Origin of the sequence: Nocardia pneumoniae NBRC 100136 (genome assembly GCF_000308755.1) — a bacterium.
Taxonomy (GTDB): Bacteria; Actinomycetota; Actinomycetes; order Mycobacteriales; family Mycobacteriaceae; genus Nocardia; species Nocardia pneumoniae.
On sequence record NZ_BAGF01000017.1, the window covers coordinates 221,688 to 236,758 of the forward strand.

Genomic DNA, 15,071 nt, shown 5'->3' on the forward strand with positions numbered 1-15,071 from the left:
CTCCTGATGCGCGCTTGCTCCCGGCTCTCGGGAGCCAGGTCATCACCCGGAGCACCCCACCGCTGCTGGAGGGTTGCCGACCAGCGAGCCGGGGCTTGGCGCTGGTGCTCATGACCTGCCGGGCATCATAACCGGCGCGCGCTCAGCGGTCGAAATCCCTCGTCGAACTCACTGGTCGGCGCCGTTGGGCGCCACGCAGCAGACGCGAACGAACTCGTCGAAGGTCTCGGTGAGCGCGTCGCGTCCCGCCCTGGACGCGGTCGCCACGTCCTCGTCGTCGAACAGCTCACCGGTGCACTCCATGCCGACGGTGCCGATCAGCTGCCAGGTACCCAGGATGAGGCGCACGGCGCGGGCGTCCGGCTCGGTGCCGAGGCGCTCGGCGAGCACGGCCGCGATCGCGGCGTTCTTGTCGTCGGCGTGCTCGAGGCTCCGTGCGCTGACCGAAGGGCTGCCACGGAGGATCCGCCGCATTTGCTGGTATCGCCGGAACGAGATCGGGCTGGTGTCGCCCGCTTCGGTGGCCTGGTCGACGACCTGCAGGAATGCCTCGCGCAACGCGGCCAGTTCGTTGCCGGTGCGGGGCAGCCCGCGCAGCGTCTCGGCCACGGCGATCCCGAAGTCCTGCACGGGGCCGAGCACGATGGCCTCTTTGCTGTCGAAATAGCGATTGATGGTGCGCGGCGAGACGTCCGCGGCGTTGGCGATCTGCTCGATCGTGGTCGCGTCGAAGCCCTGCGCGTCGCACAGGTCGAGCGCGACTTCGATGATGCGCAACCTGGTCTGCTGCTTCTTGCGTTCGCGCAGCCCTGGGGTTGGGGGTGGGCTGCCCTCGGCTGCGCTCACGCCCATCGGCGCTGATGACTCGAGCATTTCCTCATGCTAACGCAACCCGCCGATTTCCTGTCCGGAACAGTCAAATGTCGTGATACGACATTTTTCTCTTGACGACAAATGTCGCTCGATGACAGGATGATCCGGCACATCGAAGGACGAGGAGATGACAGTGACGGAAACTGCGACGGCGGTGGACGCGCCGGGAAGACAGGGCGGTTCAGCGCGCTGGCTCGCGCTGGCGGTAATCGCGTTGGCCCAGCTCATGGTGGTACTGGACGCCACCATCGTGACCATTTCGCTGCCGTTCGCGCAGCGTGATCTCGAGATCAGCGACGGCAACCGGCAATGGATGCTCACCGCCTACACGCTGATCTTCGGCGGCCTGCTGCTGCTGGGCGGCCGACTGGCCGACTACCTCGGGCGACGCCGGATCTTCATCATCGGCCTGATCGGCTTCGCGGGAGCCTCGGCCCTGGCCGGTCTCGCCCAGAACGGCGCGGAGCTGTTCGCTGGGCGCGCGCTGCAGGGCGCGTTCGCGGCGCTGCTCGCGCCCGCCGCGCTCTCCCTGCTGTCGGTGACGTTCACCGAGCCGGGTGAGCGGGCCACCGCCTTCGGCGTGTTCGCGGGCATTTCCGCGGGCGGCGCGGCGCTCGGCCTGATCGCGGGCGGCGCGCTCACCGAGTACGCGTCGTGGCGGTGGTGCCTGCTGGTCAATACGCCGATCGCGCTGCTCGCGTTGGTCGGGGCACTGGCCTGGGTGGTGAAGGACGTGCCTGCGCCGCGCACCGGAGGCTATGACGTGCCCGGTGCCGTCACGGTGACGCTCGGCCTGATCGCCATCGTGTACGGATTCAGCCGCGCCGCCGACGACGGCTGGCTGGCGGGCAGCACCCTGGCGCTGCTGATCGCGGGCTTGGCCCTGCTCGTGGCCTTCGTCGCGATCGAACGGCGCTCGGCGAACCCGCTGCTGCCGCTGCACATCCCCGGAGAGATCAACCGCGGTGGCGCGTTCCTGGCCGCGCTGCTCATCCCGATCGCCATGTTCGCGATGTTCCTGTTCCTGAGCTACTACTTCCAGATCACGCTGGGCTACTCCGCCCTGAAGGCGGGCTTCGCGTTCCTGCCCTTCCCGGCGGGCATCGCGATCTCCGCGGGCGTCACCAGCGCTCTGCTGCCCAAGCTCGGCCCGCGTCCGCTGATGGTGGCCGGTGCGGTGCTTGGTGTCATCGGCTTGCTGCTGCTGGCCCAGCTGAGCTTCGGTGACAGCTACGTCGCCGGCGTGCTGCCCGCGCAGGTGCTCATCGCGCTCGGCATGGGCCCGCTGTTCGTCGGCATGCAGACCGTCGCGCTGCACCAGGTGGAGGAAGAGGACTCGGGCGTGGCCTCCGCGCTGCTGAACGCCGCGCAGCAGGTCGGCGGCGCGGTCGGCACGGCGCTGCTGACCACCATCTCGGTGCAGGTCGCCAAGACCTTCGCGCAGGACAACCCGGGCATCGACCACCTGGCCGCCCGCGCCGCGATCCACAGCTACGACGTGGCCTTCTACGTCGGCGCCGGGTTCTTCCTCGCGGCGGTTCCGATCATCGCGCTGATGATCCGGGACCGGCCGGAGAACCTGATCGAAGGCTCCGAGGACGGCGCCCGGATTCCGGTCGCGGTCTGATCCTCCGCGGGAAAGGTCCGCGCATCGCTTCAGCGGTGCGCGGACCTCGCCGTTTTCCGGCCGGGGCCGGTTGCCGCGCCGGAACGGAAGGCGGATCATGGGGCACGGCGGTTCCGTGGCTCTGCGGAGGCGCCGAGCTACCGATCGGTAGCTGACGTGGTGCGTCTCACTCAGGGGGCTGCCCGTGCGGTGAGGACTTCGGCAGCAGTACGCTTGTCTTGTTTGCACCACATGTCTCGCGGACAACGCGGGACCATATACGTTGTCTGTTGGAACAGCTGGGGTCCGCTCACAAGCGTGTTCGCCTGGCCGTGCAATGAGGGCACCATCCTAGGAGGACACGAAGATCCATGTCCAAGATCAAGGTTGAAGGCACCGTCGTAGAACTCGACGGCGACGAGATGACCCGGATCATCTGGCAGTTCATCAAGGACAAGCTGATCCACCCCTATCTCGATGTGAACCTGGAGTACTACGACCTCGGCATCGAGTACCGGGACAAGACAGACGACCAGGTCACCATCGACGCCGCGAACGCCATCAAGCAGCACGGCGTCGGCGTGAAGTGCGCCACCATCACGCCGGACGAGGCGCGGGTCAAGGAATTCGGCCTGAAGAAGATGTGGCGCTCGCCCAACGGAACCATCCGTAACATCCTGGGTGGCACCATCTTCCGTGCCCCGATCATCATCTCGAACGTCCCGCGGCTGGTGCCCGGCTGGACCAAGCCGATCATCATCGGCCGTCACGCCTTCGGCGACCAGTACCGCGCCACCGACTTCAAGGTCTTCCAGGGCGGCACCGTCACCCTCACCTTCACCCCGGACGACGGCAGCGAGCCGATCGTGCACGAGGTCGTGAAGATGCCCGAGGACGGCGGCGTGGTCATGGGCATGTACAACTTCCGCAAGTCCATCGAGGATTTCGCGCGGGCGTCGTTCAACTACGGCCTGCAGCAGAACTACCCGGTGTACATGTCGACGAAGAACACCATCCTGAAGGCCTACGACGGCATGTTCAAGGACACCTTCCAGGACATCTTCGACGCCGAGTTCAAGAGCCAGTTCGACGCCGCGGGCCTGACCTACGAGCACCGCCTCATCGACGACATGGTCGCCTCCTCCATGAAGTGGGAGGGCGGCTACGTCTGGGCCTGCAAGAACTACGACGGCGACGTGCAGTCCGACACCGTGGCCCAGGGCTTCGGTTCGCTCGGCCTGATGACCTCGGTGCTGCTCACCCCGGACGGCAAGACCTGTGAGGCCGAGGCCGCGCACGGCACGGTCACCCGGCACTACCGCCAGCACCAGCAGGGCAAGCCCACCTCGACCAACCCGATCGCGTCGATCTTCGCCTGGACCCGTGGCCTCGAGCACCGCGGCAAGCTGGACAACACCCCGGAGGTCATCGGCTTCGCGCAGACCCTGGAGGACGTCGTCATCAAGACCGTCGAGGGCGGCCAGATGACCAAGGACCTCGCCCTGCTCGTCGGCGGGGACCAGGGCTACCTGACCACCGAGGAATTCCTCAGCGCACTGGACGCCAACCTGGCTCGCGCGTTGCGCTGAGCTCCGCTCCCCCGCCTCTCCGCGTCTTCTGCCGGTCGTCGGTGCCGCGAGGTGTTCGCTCCGGGCCGCCGGTGACTGCGCGGCTGAGGTCTGGGCGTGCCCGACGAGTTACCCATGTTCGAGCGAAATCAACTGTCGCTTGGGCAGACTGATGCGAACGCCGCGGCTCCATGTGTGATGCGGAGCATCGGTGTTGATCCGGGCACCCGCCCCACCTTCTGGTGGAACGGGTGCCCGGACTGTTTTCGCCCGCGAGTGGCTCACTGGTTCGCCGATCAGCTCGCGGGGACCGCCGTCTCATCGAGCAGGCCCGCGACGGCACGCGTGAAGCTGGCCGTTCCGTTGCCGCGTTCGACCTCCGCCTCGAACAGCCGGAGCAGGGGATCGAGCAGATCGGTCGCCACGCCTTGCTTGCGGCTGGCGGTCAGGATGTTGGCCAGACCCGCGCGGTTGACCGCCAGGTCGGAGAAGTTGACCGGGAACTGGCGGGAGTCGATCTCCGCGGCGAGCACCGGCAGCATGTCCAGCAGAGAGCGGAACCACGGAACCAGGAAGCCGTCGGTGAACTCGCCCGCCGCGAAATCCTCGCTGCCGACCATCGCGACGGCCTGGAAGAACCCGGCGAACATGCCGTACATGCCCGCGAGCACCGCCATGTCGTGCAAACCCGCCAGGCCCGCGTCCGCTCCGAGGTACTTCGCGTTCCCGAGCTCGGCGATGGTGGTGGCGTGCTCGGCGTGCGCGGTGGGGGAGCCGCTGTATATCAGCAGAGTGCCGGATGTGCCGAGAGTCTGCGGAACCCCGAGGATGGCGCCGTCGAGAAAGCGGCCGTCCCGCGCCTCGATCGCGCTGACCAGGTCGCGCGCCTGGTCCGGGCGGCCGGTCGCGACATTCAAGACAGTGCGCCCGTCCAGTTCACCGGGTACCGACCCGAGCAGGGTGGCCGTCGCTTCGGTGTCGGCCAACGCCACCACGACGAGCCTTCCCGCCGCGATCGCCTCGGCGGGAGATGCCGCTCGTGTGGCGCCGAGCTCTTCGAGTCCGACTCCCTTGTCCGCGGACCGGTTCCACACGGTCGTCGGGTGGCCGTTGCGCAGGAAGATCTGGGCGATCGCCGCGCCGATGCGCCCCAGGCCGAGCACGGTCACCGGTGTCCGGTTGTCGTTCATGGATTCCTCCGTCGATACGTGAAGTTCGGGTGTGGGGCGCCCGCAGACCAGTCTCAGTGCCGAAGAGCGGACACGGTGAGTGGCAGGACTGCCCATAACCGAACGATTCCTGCCATACTCGGGCGATGACCGGTCGAGTCGCGATGGCGATTGCCCCTGGGGCCCTGCATCCTTGGGATCTCTACGAGCTGGGCGTGGTGGTCTCGATCTTCGGCACGCCGCAGCCCGATCTGGCCGACCCGTGGTACGACCTGCGGGTGTGCTCGGTGACACCGGAACCGGAGACGCAACCGATGGGCTTCGGAGCGTTCCTCCGCCCGGAATACGGGCTGACCGAACTGCTGGAGGCCGACACGGTGATCGTCCCGTCCGTCGCGCACGACTGCGTCACCGCCGAACGTGAACTGCCACGGGAACTGTTGGACGCCTTGGTCGAAGCCCATCGTCGGGGAGCCCGCATGGTGGCCCTCTGCGACGGAACCTTCGCGCTCGCCGCGGCCGGAATACTGAACGGCCGCCGCGTCACCGCGCATTGGGAGCATGCGCCGCTGCTGGCCAAGCGCTATCCGGACATCGAGGTGGACGGCTCGGTGCTCTACGTCGACGACGAGGACATCCTCACCAGCGCGGGCATGACCGCCGCACTCGACCTCTGCCTGCACCTGGTCCGCCGCGATCTCGGCGCCGCCGTGGCCAACCGGTTGGCACGCCGCATGGTGATCCCGCCGCACCGCTCCGGCGGACAAGCGCAATTCGTCGACCTCACCGTGCCCGCACGTGCCGAGGACGACCTCGGCCCCGTACTGCAATGGGCCGTCGCCCACCTCGACGAACCCCTCACCGTCGAAACCCTCGCCGCGAAGGCGAACATGAGCCAGCGCACGTTCCACCGCCGCCTGCAACGCGCCACCGGCGTGACCCCGATGCAGTGGCTCCTCGGCCGGCGCCTCGCCCACGCCCAATCCCTGTTGGAATCCACCGATTACGGCATCGAGCGGATCAGCCGAATGTCCGGCCTCGGCACCGCTGCCAACCTCCGCCGCCACTTCGCGGCCATAATCGGCGTGACACCAGCGCAATACCGCCGCACCTTCCAACAGCGCGAACCAGCCCTCGGCTCGGCACAGCCCCCAGGCACGTGACCACGAGTGGCACATGGCTGCGGCGTCGACCGAGAAGACCTCTCCGTCGTGTGCCACTCGCCTCGCTGGCCGCCGCGACGCTGGCGCCGGTGGGGCAGCGAGCTGAGGCGGTTGCTGCGGTTATGCTGGGGTTGAGCGCCGCCAACGTTGTCGGCGTTCCCGCAGCTGCCTGGCTTGGGCGGCGTCTCGGCTGGCGCTCATGGTGGTCGCGGTGATCGGTGTGGCGACCGTGCGCCGCGCATAAGCCCTGCACCGGGGTCATCGGCGCATTCCTGGTCGGCTCCACGTTTACCCCTGGCCTGCAAACCCGGCCGAACGGCCGTCGCCGACGCCCTCGACCACGCCGCCCTGAACATCGCCAACGCCGCGGGTGCCTGGCTCGGCGGCCTGGTGATCGCCGCGGGCTTCGGCTACACCGCCCTTTCCCTGGTCGGCGCCGTCCTGGCCGCGAAGGGCGTGCTGCTGCTCACCGCGACGGTCTGGGCCGCGCGCTGAGGCGACGCATAGCCCGACGAAGTACGGCGGCAACTGTTGTAGGCGTCGAGTTCGATCTATTGCGTGCCGGACTTCGCCTGCGTCTTCTCCGTCTCGCCTTCCTTTCGTCTGAAGGTGGCGTTCAACCGATGCGATGCCACTTTCAGGCGGTTCAGCAAGGGGGCGAAGGGGCGGGGATCGATGTCGTGGAGAGCCTCGGTGAGCAGGCGGATGGGTTCGGTGCACGAGTCGTAGCGGGCAGCGGGGTCTTTCGCGAGCGAACGGTGCAGGATCACGTCGACCTCGGGTGGGATCCAATGCTGGCGTTCGGAGATTTCGGGCGGTGGGTCGTGTAGGTGGGCCTCCGCGGTGGCCATGAGGTTCGCGCGGGGGAACGGCGGGCGGCCGGTGAGCAGCTCGATGGCCGAGCAGGCCAGCGCGTACTGGTCCGTCGCCGGGGACACCGTGCCCGCCCGCAGCAGTTCCGGCGCGGCATACGGCACCGATACGACGACGAAACCGTTGGTGGCCAGGGGTGGTTCGGGCCGATGCAGCCAGCGGCCCTGATCGAAGTCCGAGATCTTCACCGTGGCGGGCTCATCCGCGCCGACCAGCACGTTCGCCGGTTTGACGTCGAGATGGACCACGTCGTTTGCGTGTGCGAAATCCAGTCCGGCCGCGATACGGGTCAGCACGTGCAGCACTCGCCGCAGATCGGGGTGCTGGTGCGGCATTCGCACCAACCTCGCCCCCGTCGTGCCCGCCACATACTCGCGCGCCGACCACAGCCTGCCGTCGGTTTCCCCATGTGCGTACATCCGCACGATGTTCGGATGCCGCAGCGCGGACAGGATGTCGAACTCGTGCAGAAATCGCGCACGCGCCTCCGGTGACCGGCTGTCGTCCGGCCCCAGAATCTTCAGCGAGACAGGCCGCGACCGTTCCGGATCCTCGGCCAGATACACCTCGCTGCTGCCGCCATGGCCGAGCCGGGCCTGCACAACGAATCCCGCGAACTGCTCACCTGGCTCGAGTGCCACCGCCTCACCATAGTCAGCGCGGTCCGCCATGGCGGGTTACCCGCCCTCCCTGGCGTGGGAGTGCCCGAGAACCGGCCGCTACCGGCACAACGCTCGGCTCGCATGCTGCACGGGTGCGTTTGCTCGGCACCGCGGAGGATGCCGAGAACGGGCGTCCCACTGCCGGTGCGGCACTGGATCCTTGACGGGGACACTACGTGGTGTTCCCGATGTCCGGCGCAGGACGAGCGGCCTATTCGGCGCGACGGACGGCGAGCGCGCGGCTGGCGATCTCCTGCAGGTGCGCCGAGGCGCGGCGCCAACGGCGAAGGGCGCGTTCGGTATCCGGGTCGATGAAATTGGAGATCAGGATGCCGCGCAGTGCGTCCATGGCCGTGTAGATGAAGTCGCGCGCCTCCTTGCGGCGCACGTCGTCCGGCACGAAACGGGCGACCGCCATCAGGACGGCGTTGTTGACGAACGGCTCCACCTTCTCCATCGCCGCGGCCAGCACCGGATCGGTTCGCCCGGCAACCCACAGTTCGACGGTCGCGATGAACAGCGGCCCTTGGTGCAGGTCCCACAGGAACTCCAGCGCTGCCGCCACCGGATCGTCGCCGGTTTCCACCCGGGACATCTCCCGCATGGCCGTCTCGGCGCGCAGCTGCGCGAGATGACTGATCGCGGCCACTACCAGATCGGTTTTGGAGCCGAAGTGATGCACTTGGGCCCCGCGGGTCACCCCGGCTCGTTCGGCTACCCGCGGCGTCGTTGTCCCCGCGTAGCCGTACTCGACCAGGCAGTCCACGGTCGCGTCCAGCAACCGGGTGCGCATCTCGGTGCTGCGCTGCTCCTGCGTTCGGCGCTGCTGCTTCACGACTACGCTCCTGGCCACCCGCCGATCTTACACTTACATACAGTGTTGTATGTTCCGGTCGCGCGGGATGACGACGGACGGTGGTGGTCCCACAGGCTCACCGAAGCCGATCATCGGAGGGCGGCTGCGGGGGCGGTCCGCTGCGGGACCGGACATCTGATGGTTGCGCGGCCGAAGTGCGATCCGTCCTCCGCGGCCCCGTCTGTGCGCGTTCGAGTGGTCCCTGGCGGTCGATCGCGCGTGCAACTTGCCAGCGTGCAGCCCTGGCGGCCTAGTTCAACTCAGCCGGGGGTGGTGGCGGCACATACGCATCCAACTGTATGTCCGGAAAGAAATGCAATCCGCTGGTTATCTGCGTTCTATCGGTAACCATGCAGCCAACTCTTGCTCAGTTACATACAGTTATGTATGTTTGTTTCCTGCTCGTTCCCGCCCAGCGGTGCACGCACAACCTGAGGAGTTCGATGACGAACAAGGTCTACGTCGTCGGCGTCGGCATGACGAAGTTCGAGAAGCCGGGCCGCCGCCAAGTGGAGGAAGCCGACGGCACCACGCGGGCCTGGGACTACCCGGACATGGCCAGGGAATCGGGCACCAAGGCGCTCGCGGACGCGGGCATCGCCTACGACCTGGTGGAACAGGCCTACGTCGGGTACGTCTACGGCGAATCCACCTCCGGGCAGCGCGCCGTCTACGAACTCGGCATGACCGGCATTCCGGTGGTCAACGTCAACAACAACTGCTCCACCGGCTCCACGGCGCTGTACCTCGCGGCGCAGGCGATCCGGGGTGGCCTGGCCGAATGCACGCTGGCGCTGGGCTTCGAGAAGATGCAACCCGGTTCGCTCGGGTCCACCTGGGACGATCGCGAGCAACCGATGGCCAAGCACATCATGGCGCTCGCGGAGATCTCCGAGGTGCTGTTCCCGGTGGCGCCGTGGATGTTCGGCGCGGCGGGCCGCGAGCACATGAAGCAGTACGGCACCACTGCCGAGCACTTCGCGAAGATCGGCTACAAGAACCACAAGCACTCGGTGAACAACCCGTACTCGCAGTTCCAGGACGAGTACACGCTCGAGGACATCCTCGCGTCCCGGATGATCTACGACCCGCTCACCAAACTGCAATGCTCGCCGACCTCCGACGGGTCCGGCGCCGTGATCCTGGCGAGCGAGGATTTCGTGGACGCCCAGGACCTCGCCGGGCAGGCGGTGGAGATCGTCGGCCAGGCGATGACCACCGATTTCGCCTCGACCTTCGACGACACCGCCAAGAACATCATCGGCTACGACATGAACGTCCAGGCGGCGCGGAAGGTCTACCGGCAGTCGGGGCTCGGCCCGGAGGACTTCCAGGTCATCGAGCTGCACGACTGCTTCTCCGCCAACGAACTGCTGCTCTACGAAGCGCTCGGCCTGTGCGGCGAGGGCGAGGCCGGGCAGTTGATCGACGACAACCAGACGACATACGGCGGCAAATGGGTGGTGAACCCGTCCGGCGGCTTGATCTCCAAGGGCCATCCGCTCGGCGCGACCGGTCTGGCGCAGTGCGCCGAGTTGACCTGGCAGCTACGGGGCGCCGCGGGCAAGCGCCAGGTGGACGACGTCACCGCCGCCCTGCAACACAACATCGGCCTCGGCGGCGCCGCCGTCGTCACCGCCTACCAGCGCGCCGTGCGCTGAATGCGGATCGGCCGCAGACGAATTCGAGGAACAGAACCATGGGACACATCGAAGCCACCAAGGACGTCAACGCCACACCCGAGGCGCTGTGGGCGGTCGTCTCCGACCCGCAGACCTGGGACAAGTGGTTCACCATCCATGAGCGGTTCATGGAGGAGCCGCCCGCCGTGCTGACCGAGGGCGCGAAACTGGTCGCCAAGATCGTCATGCTGGGCATGGCGAACAAGCTGGAGTGGACCATCGTCTCGGTGGCCGCGCCGCACAGGCTGACCCTGGGCGGCACCGGCATGGCGGGCGTGAAGACCGAGTTCACCTTCGACATCCAGCCCAACGGCGACGGCAGCACGATCCTGGTGTCCGGCGATTTCGAGGGCGCGCTGATCAAGGGCGCGCTGGGCAAGGCGGTGGAGAAGGACGGCATCAAACAGCTCGACCGATCGCTGGAACAACTCGACGCCTTGGCGTCGGCGTGAGTGGTCAGGCCCGAAGACGGCGGCGGAGCGTGACCATGGAGGGCCACGCGCATGCCGGAAAGGAGAGGGCGTGACCGCCGACTCCACAGCCGCACGCGTGGTCGAGTTCGACGACACGGGCTTGGAAACCTGGTGCGACGACGAGCGGTTCGAGGTCACCGCCGAGCGCGTCGCGCAGTACGCCGCGGCGACGAACGATCCGATCGCGGCGCATCTCGCGGGTGCGGTCGCCCCACCGGTCTTCGCCATCGTCCCGGTCTTCGAGGCCATGATGATGCCGGTGATCGACGTCGCGCCGATGGACATCTTCGGCCGGGTCGTGCACGGGGAGCAGGACTTTCGCTTCCATCGCGCGATCCGGCCGGGTGACCGGCTGGTGTCGCGCGCCAAGGCGGTCGGCTACACCAGCCGCTCCAACGGCACGACCATCACCATTCGCATCGAATGCCGCACCGACACCGGCGAACCGGTCAACGATCAGTACCTGACCGCGTTCTTCCGCAATATCGACGCGGGCAAGACGGTCGGCGAAGCCGCTCCGTCCCACAAGTTCGACGAACGGTTGCGCGGTCAGGAGCCGATCGCCGTCGTGGCGCAGCACGTCGACCATGACCAGACCTTCCGTTACGCACCGGCGTCCGGCGATCCGGTGCCGCTGCATCTGGACGAGCAGGTCGCCAAGGACGCCGGGCTGCCCGGCATCATCGCGCACGGGCTGTGCACCATGGCGTTCGCGTCGTGGGCGGTGCTCACCGAGGCCGCGGGATCGGACGTGCACCGGCTGAAGCGGTTCGCGGTGCGCTTCGCCAAGCTGGTCTTTCCCGGCGACGACCTGGAGACCCGCATCTGGACGGCCGGTTCGGCCGACGGCGTGACCAGCTACGCGTTCGAGACGGTGCGCGGCGGCGATGTCGTGCTCAGCGACGGTCTGGCCGAGATCGCCGACTGACCCGCCGCCGCACCTATCCCATCGCCGGATTCACCACGACTTCAGGAGACAACACATGGGCGCACTGGCCGGACGGGTCGCCGTCATCACCGGAGCGGGCCGCGGCATCGGCCGCGAGCACGCGCTGCTGTTCGCGAAGGAAGGCGCCGCGGTGGTCGTCAACGATCTCGGCGGCAGCAATTCGGGCGAGGGCGTCGACTCCGGGCCCGCTCAGGAGGTGGTGCGCGAGATCGTCGCGGAGGGTGGCACAGCGGTGGCCAACACCGACGACATAGCCACCTGGGATGGCGCGCAAAAGCTTGTCGCCCAAGCTGTTTCGGAGTTCGGCGGGCTCGACGTGGTCGTGAACAACGCGGGCATCCTGCGTGACGCCTTCATCGCGGGCATGACCGAGGCGCAGTGGGACGCCGTGATCGCCGTGCATCTCAAGGGCCACGCCGCCGTGCTGCACCATGCCGCCGCCTACTGGAAGCAGCAGTCCAAGGCGGGCAACCAGCCCACGGCCGCCGTGATCAACACCGCTTCCGCCTCCGGCACGACCATCCCGAACCCGGGCCAGGCGAACTACGGCGCGGCCAAGGCGGGGATCGCCGCGCTGACCCTGGTCGCCGCCGACGAGCTGGCGCGCTACGGCGTGCGGGTCAACGCGATCGCGCCGATCGCCCGCACCCGGCTCACCCTGGCCACCCCCGGCATGGGCGAGATGATGGCGGCCGAAGCGGAGGCCGCCGCCGACGGCTTCGACGCCTTCAGCCCGGCCAATATCGCCCCGCTGGTCGCCTACCTGGCCGCGGAATCCTGCCCGATCACCGGCAAGGTGTTCGCGGTGCAGGGCGGTGCGATCTCCGAGCTGGCCGGTTGGCACGATGTAAAGACCATCGAGACCGAGGGCCCGTGGCTGATCGACGACATCGCCGCCCGGCTGCCCTGACCTCGGCGGAACGTGAGGAGAACGACGATGTTCGAATGGTCCGAAACCGATCTGCTGATCCGCGATGCCGTGCGGGCGTTCATCGACAAGGAGATCCGCCCCAACCTGGACGCGCTCGACAGCGGTGAAGTGCCGCCCTACCCGATCATCCGCAAGCTGTTCAGTGAGTTCGGCATCGACGTCATGGGTGGCGAGGCCGTGCAGAAGATGCTGGCCAAGCAGCGGGAACGAGAGGCGGCGGCCGCCGCGGGGGAGCCGAAGCCGGAGAAGAAGGCGAAGACCAGCCCGTTCGCCGGACAGGAATCGCTGATGGCGGTGCTGATCAGCGAGCTGTCCGGGGTGTGCATGGGCCTGGTGACCGCGCTGGGGGTGAGCATCGGTCTCGGCGCGACCACCATCATGTCGCGCGGCACGCTGGCGCAGAAGCAGCGCTGGCTGGAGGACGTCGTCACCATGCGGAAGGTGGCCGCGTGGGCGATCACCGAGCCGGATTCCGGCTCGGACGCGTTCGGCGGGATGAAGACCTACGTCAAGCGCGACGGCGAGGACTACCTGCTCAACGGTCAGAAGACCTTCATTACCAACGGCCCCTACGCCGACGTGATGATCGTCTACGCGAAGCTCGACGACGGGGCGGGCGGGGACAGGCGCGAACGCAAGGTGCTCACCTTCGTACTCGACAAGGGCATGCCCGGCCTCACCCAAGGCAAGCCGTTCAAGAAGATGGGGTTGCACGCTTCACCGACCGGTGAACTGTTTTTCGACAACGTGCGCGTCGGCCGGGACCGGCTGCTCGGCGAGACCGAGGAGCACAAGGGCGGCGACGGCAGGGAGAGCGCCCGCTCCAGTTTCACCGCCGAGCGCATCGGCGTCGCGTTCATGGCGCTGGGCATCATCAACGAATGCCACCGGCTGTGCGTGGAGTACGCCAAGAGCCGCAAGCTCTGGGGTCAGGAGATCGGGCGGTTCCAGCTGGTCCAACTGAAGCTGGCGAAAATGGAGGTCGCGCGGATCAACGTGCAGAACATGGTGTTCAACACGCTCGAGCGCGGCCGGGCGGGCAAGCCGCCGACGCTCGCCGAAGCGTCCGCGATGAAGCTGTACGCCTCCGAGGCGGCCACCGAGGTCGCCATGGAGGCGGTGCAGCTGTTCGGCGGCAACGGCTACATGACCGAATACCGTGTGGAGCAGCTCGCCCGCGACGCCAAGTCGCTGATGATCTACGCGGGCAGCAACGAGATCCAGGTGACCCACATCGCCAAGGGCCTGCTCGCTCAGTGATCTCCGGACGGGTGCGGGTCACCGCGAACACAACTCACACCGCGCGCAGGCGGTTGCGGCTGGCGTAGACGTGCTCGGCGATGAGGGTGGCGATGCGGTCGGGAGCTTCCAGCATGGGCACGTGGCCGACGCCGTTGACCAGGATGCGGTCGGCCGATTCGGGCAGTTCCTTCAGGTAGCGGCGGGCGTAGACGCGGTTGGGGATGACCCGGTCGTACTCCGACAGCAGCAGCCGGACCGGCGTGCGCAGCGTGGACAGGTCGTCCTGGCCCGGCGCACGCAGCGCGCTGATGATCATCGGAAGCATGACCGGGCAGTTCAGCGCGGCCGTGATCGCCGCGGCGGCATCGCGCCGCGACACCGCGGACGCGTGCTTGCTCAGCGCGAGCAGGGCGATGCGCTGGGCGAGTGGATTACCGGCCGCGAATCCGCCCAGTAGCTTGCCGATTTCGATGAGCGGAACCATGGAGAGGAATTTCAGGCTGATCCGCAGCTGGGTCAGCGAAGGCCCGTGCCAGCCGCCCGCTGGCGCGATCAGTGTGAGCGTGCGGGCGCGTCCGCGGCGGGCGAGTTCGACGCCGACCCAGCCGCCGAGCGAGTTGCCCGCGATATGGCAGGTGCGCCAGCCCAATTCGTCGAGCTGATCGCAGACCTGGTCGGCGAGGGACCGCACGTCGACGGACCGTCCGTCCAGGGGCGCGCCGCCCCAGTGACCCGCGAACGCGGGCGCGAACACCTCGCAGTGCGTTGCCAGCCGGGCCGCGGTCTGCTCCCAGCAGTGCGGCGACATCATGAATCCGTGCAGCAACAGCAGCGGGTCGCCGGAACCGACGTGCAGCGCCTTGATCGGCTGGAGCGGGTTCGCCTTCGCGGAGCCGCGCGTGGCGGCGTTTCGCGCGGGGGTGCCGGGGCGATCGGCGGCGGAGGAGGACTTGGAGGCGTCGGACGACATCGTCTTCACCCCTTCCTGGACGGCGGTGTCCGGGGACTTCATCAGACCAGCATT

At 67.8% G+C, this 15,071-nt stretch carries 14 protein-coding genes and 1 riboswitch; of the genes, 9 read left to right on the forward strand and 5 right to left on the reverse strand.

Going from position 1 to position 15,071, the window contains the following annotated elements:
- Nucleotides 1-5 precede the first annotated feature (5 nt).
- Nucleotides 6-116: riboswitch (SAM riboswitch) on the reverse strand.
- Between the two features lie 52 nt (nt 117-168).
- Nucleotides 169-873, reverse strand: coding sequence for a TetR family transcriptional regulator (locus ON34_RS04600; protein ID WP_051022146.1), 705 nt, complete (start codon nt 871-873; stop codon nt 169-171).
- 127 nt (nt 874-1,000) lie between these two features.
- Between ON34_RS04600 and ON34_RS04605 the strand changes: the two genes are divergently transcribed.
- Entirely contained in the window at nt 1,001-2,500 is a 1,500-nt protein-coding gene (locus ON34_RS04605) for an MFS transporter (RefSeq protein ID WP_040774630.1), read from the forward strand.
- 350 nt (nt 2,501-2,850) lie between these two features.
- On the forward strand, nt 2,851-4,068 hold the full coding sequence (locus ON34_RS04610) for an NADP-dependent isocitrate dehydrogenase (RefSeq protein ID WP_040774632.1): 1,218 nt from the start codon (nt 2,851-2,853) through the stop codon (nt 4,066-4,068).
- 275 nt (nt 4,069-4,343) lie between these two features.
- Here ON34_RS04610 and ON34_RS04615 read toward each other — a convergent pair whose 3' ends face one another.
- Nucleotides 4,344-5,237 (reverse strand): NAD(P)-dependent oxidoreductase, encoded by an 894-nt coding sequence (locus ON34_RS04615; RefSeq protein ID WP_040774634.1) that lies wholly within the window; start codon nt 5,235-5,237, stop codon nt 4,344-4,346.
- A gap of 125 nt (nt 5,238-5,362) precedes the next feature.
- Here ON34_RS04615 and ON34_RS04620 point away from each other — a divergent pair, with 125 nt between their 5' ends.
- Both ON34_RS04620 and ON34_RS38015 read left to right on the forward strand, forming a co-directional pair.
- Complete coding sequence (locus ON34_RS04620) at nt 5,363-6,379, forward strand: GlxA family transcriptional regulator (protein ID WP_051022147.1); 1,017 nt, start codon at nt 5,363-5,365, stop codon at nt 6,377-6,379.
- Nucleotides 6,380-6,553: 174 nt separating this feature from the next.
- Entirely contained in the window at nt 6,554-6,874 is a 321-nt protein-coding gene (locus ON34_RS38015) for a hypothetical protein (protein WP_281032434.1), read from the forward strand.
- 56 nt (nt 6,875-6,930) lie between these two features.
- On the opposite strand, the gene ON34_RS04625 is transcribed toward ON34_RS38015, so the two are convergent.
- The gene (locus ON34_RS04625; protein WP_157172173.1) at nt 6,931-7,893 is read right to left on the reverse strand and encodes a serine/threonine-protein kinase; all 963 of its coding nucleotides are present in this window, start codon (nt 7,891-7,893) and stop codon (nt 6,931-6,933) included.
- 232 nt (nt 7,894-8,125) lie between these two features.
- Nucleotides 8,126-8,707 (reverse strand): TetR/AcrR family transcriptional regulator, encoded by a 582-nt coding sequence (locus ON34_RS04630; RefSeq protein ID WP_169333846.1) that lies wholly within the window; start codon nt 8,705-8,707, stop codon nt 8,126-8,128.
- A gap of 506 nt (nt 8,708-9,213) precedes the next feature.
- Here ON34_RS04630 and ON34_RS04635 point away from each other — a divergent pair.
- The 5 genes from ON34_RS04635 (at nt 9,214) to ON34_RS04655 (ending at nt 14,065) form a co-directional block, all read left to right on the forward strand.
- Complete coding sequence (locus ON34_RS04635) at nt 9,214-10,431, forward strand: lipid-transfer protein (RefSeq protein ID WP_040774638.1); 1,218 nt, start codon at nt 9,214-9,216, stop codon at nt 10,429-10,431.
- A gap of 38 nt (nt 10,432-10,469) precedes the next feature.
- Entirely contained in the window at nt 10,470-10,904 is a 435-nt protein-coding gene (locus ON34_RS04640) for a type II toxin-antitoxin system Rv0910 family toxin (protein WP_040774640.1), read from the forward strand.
- Nucleotides 10,905-10,974: 70 nt separating this feature from the next.
- Nucleotides 10,975-11,853, forward strand: a complete 879-nt coding sequence (locus tag ON34_RS04645; RefSeq protein WP_040774642.1) for a MaoC/PaaZ C-terminal domain-containing protein — start codon at nt 10,975-10,977, stop codon at nt 11,851-11,853.
- 55 nt (nt 11,854-11,908) lie between these two features.
- Nucleotides 11,909-12,784, forward strand: a complete 876-nt coding sequence (locus ON34_RS04650) for an SDR family oxidoreductase (RefSeq protein WP_040774643.1) — start codon at nt 11,909-11,911, stop codon at nt 12,782-12,784.
- 27 nt (nt 12,785-12,811) lie between these two features.
- Nucleotides 12,812-14,065 carry an acyl-CoA dehydrogenase family protein gene (locus tag ON34_RS04655; protein WP_040774645.1) on the forward strand — a complete coding sequence of 418 codons (1,254 nt, stop codon included), beginning with the start codon at nt 12,812-12,814 and terminating at the stop codon, nt 14,063-14,065.
- A 34-nt stretch (nt 14,066-14,099) separates the two neighbouring features.
- Here the strand turns inward: ON34_RS04655 and ephH are convergent, their stop codons facing one another.
- Nucleotides 14,100-15,059, reverse strand: a complete 960-nt coding sequence (gene ephH / locus ON34_RS04660; protein ID WP_083889140.1) for an epoxide hydrolase EphH — start codon at nt 15,057-15,059, stop codon at nt 14,100-14,102.
- Nucleotides 15,060-15,071: the final 12 nt, after the last annotated feature.

Bases quoted from the DNA above. Each gene is read 5' to 3' on its own strand.
- ON34_RS04600 (WP_051022146.1), bottom strand. From the start codon at position 873: ATGCTCGAGTCATCAGCGCCGATGGGCGTGAGCGCAGCCGAGGGCAGC.
- ON34_RS04605 (WP_040774630.1), top strand. From the start codon at position 1,001: ATGACAGTGACGGAAACTGCGACGGCGGTGGACGCGCCGGGAAGACAG.
- ON34_RS04610 (WP_040774632.1), top strand. From the start codon at position 2,851: ATGTCCAAGATCAAGGTTGAAGGCACCGTCGTAGAACTCGACGGCGAC.
- ON34_RS04615 (WP_040774634.1), bottom strand. From the start codon at position 5,237: ATGAACGACAACCGGACACCGGTGACCGTGCTCGGCCTGGGGCGCATC.
- ON34_RS04620 (WP_051022147.1), top strand. From the start codon at position 5,363: ATGACCGGTCGAGTCGCGATGGCGATTGCCCCTGGGGCCCTGCATCCT.
- ON34_RS04630 (WP_169333846.1), bottom strand. From the start codon at position 8,707: ATGCGCACCCGGTTGCTGGACGCGACCGTGGACTGCCTGGTCGAGTAC.
- ON34_RS04635 (WP_040774638.1), top strand. From the start codon at position 9,214: ATGACGAACAAGGTCTACGTCGTCGGCGTCGGCATGACGAAGTTCGAG.
- ON34_RS04640 (WP_040774640.1), top strand. From the start codon at position 10,470: ATGGGACACATCGAAGCCACCAAGGACGTCAACGCCACACCCGAGGCG.
- ON34_RS04650 (WP_040774643.1), top strand. From the start codon at position 11,909: ATGGGCGCACTGGCCGGACGGGTCGCCGTCATCACCGGAGCGGGCCGC.
- ON34_RS04655 (WP_040774645.1), top strand. From the start codon at position 12,812: ATGTTCGAATGGTCCGAAACCGATCTGCTGATCCGCGATGCCGTGCGG.
- ephH (WP_083889140.1), bottom strand. From the start codon at position 15,059: ATGAAGTCCCCGGACACCGCCGTCCAGGAAGGGGTGAAGACGATGTCG.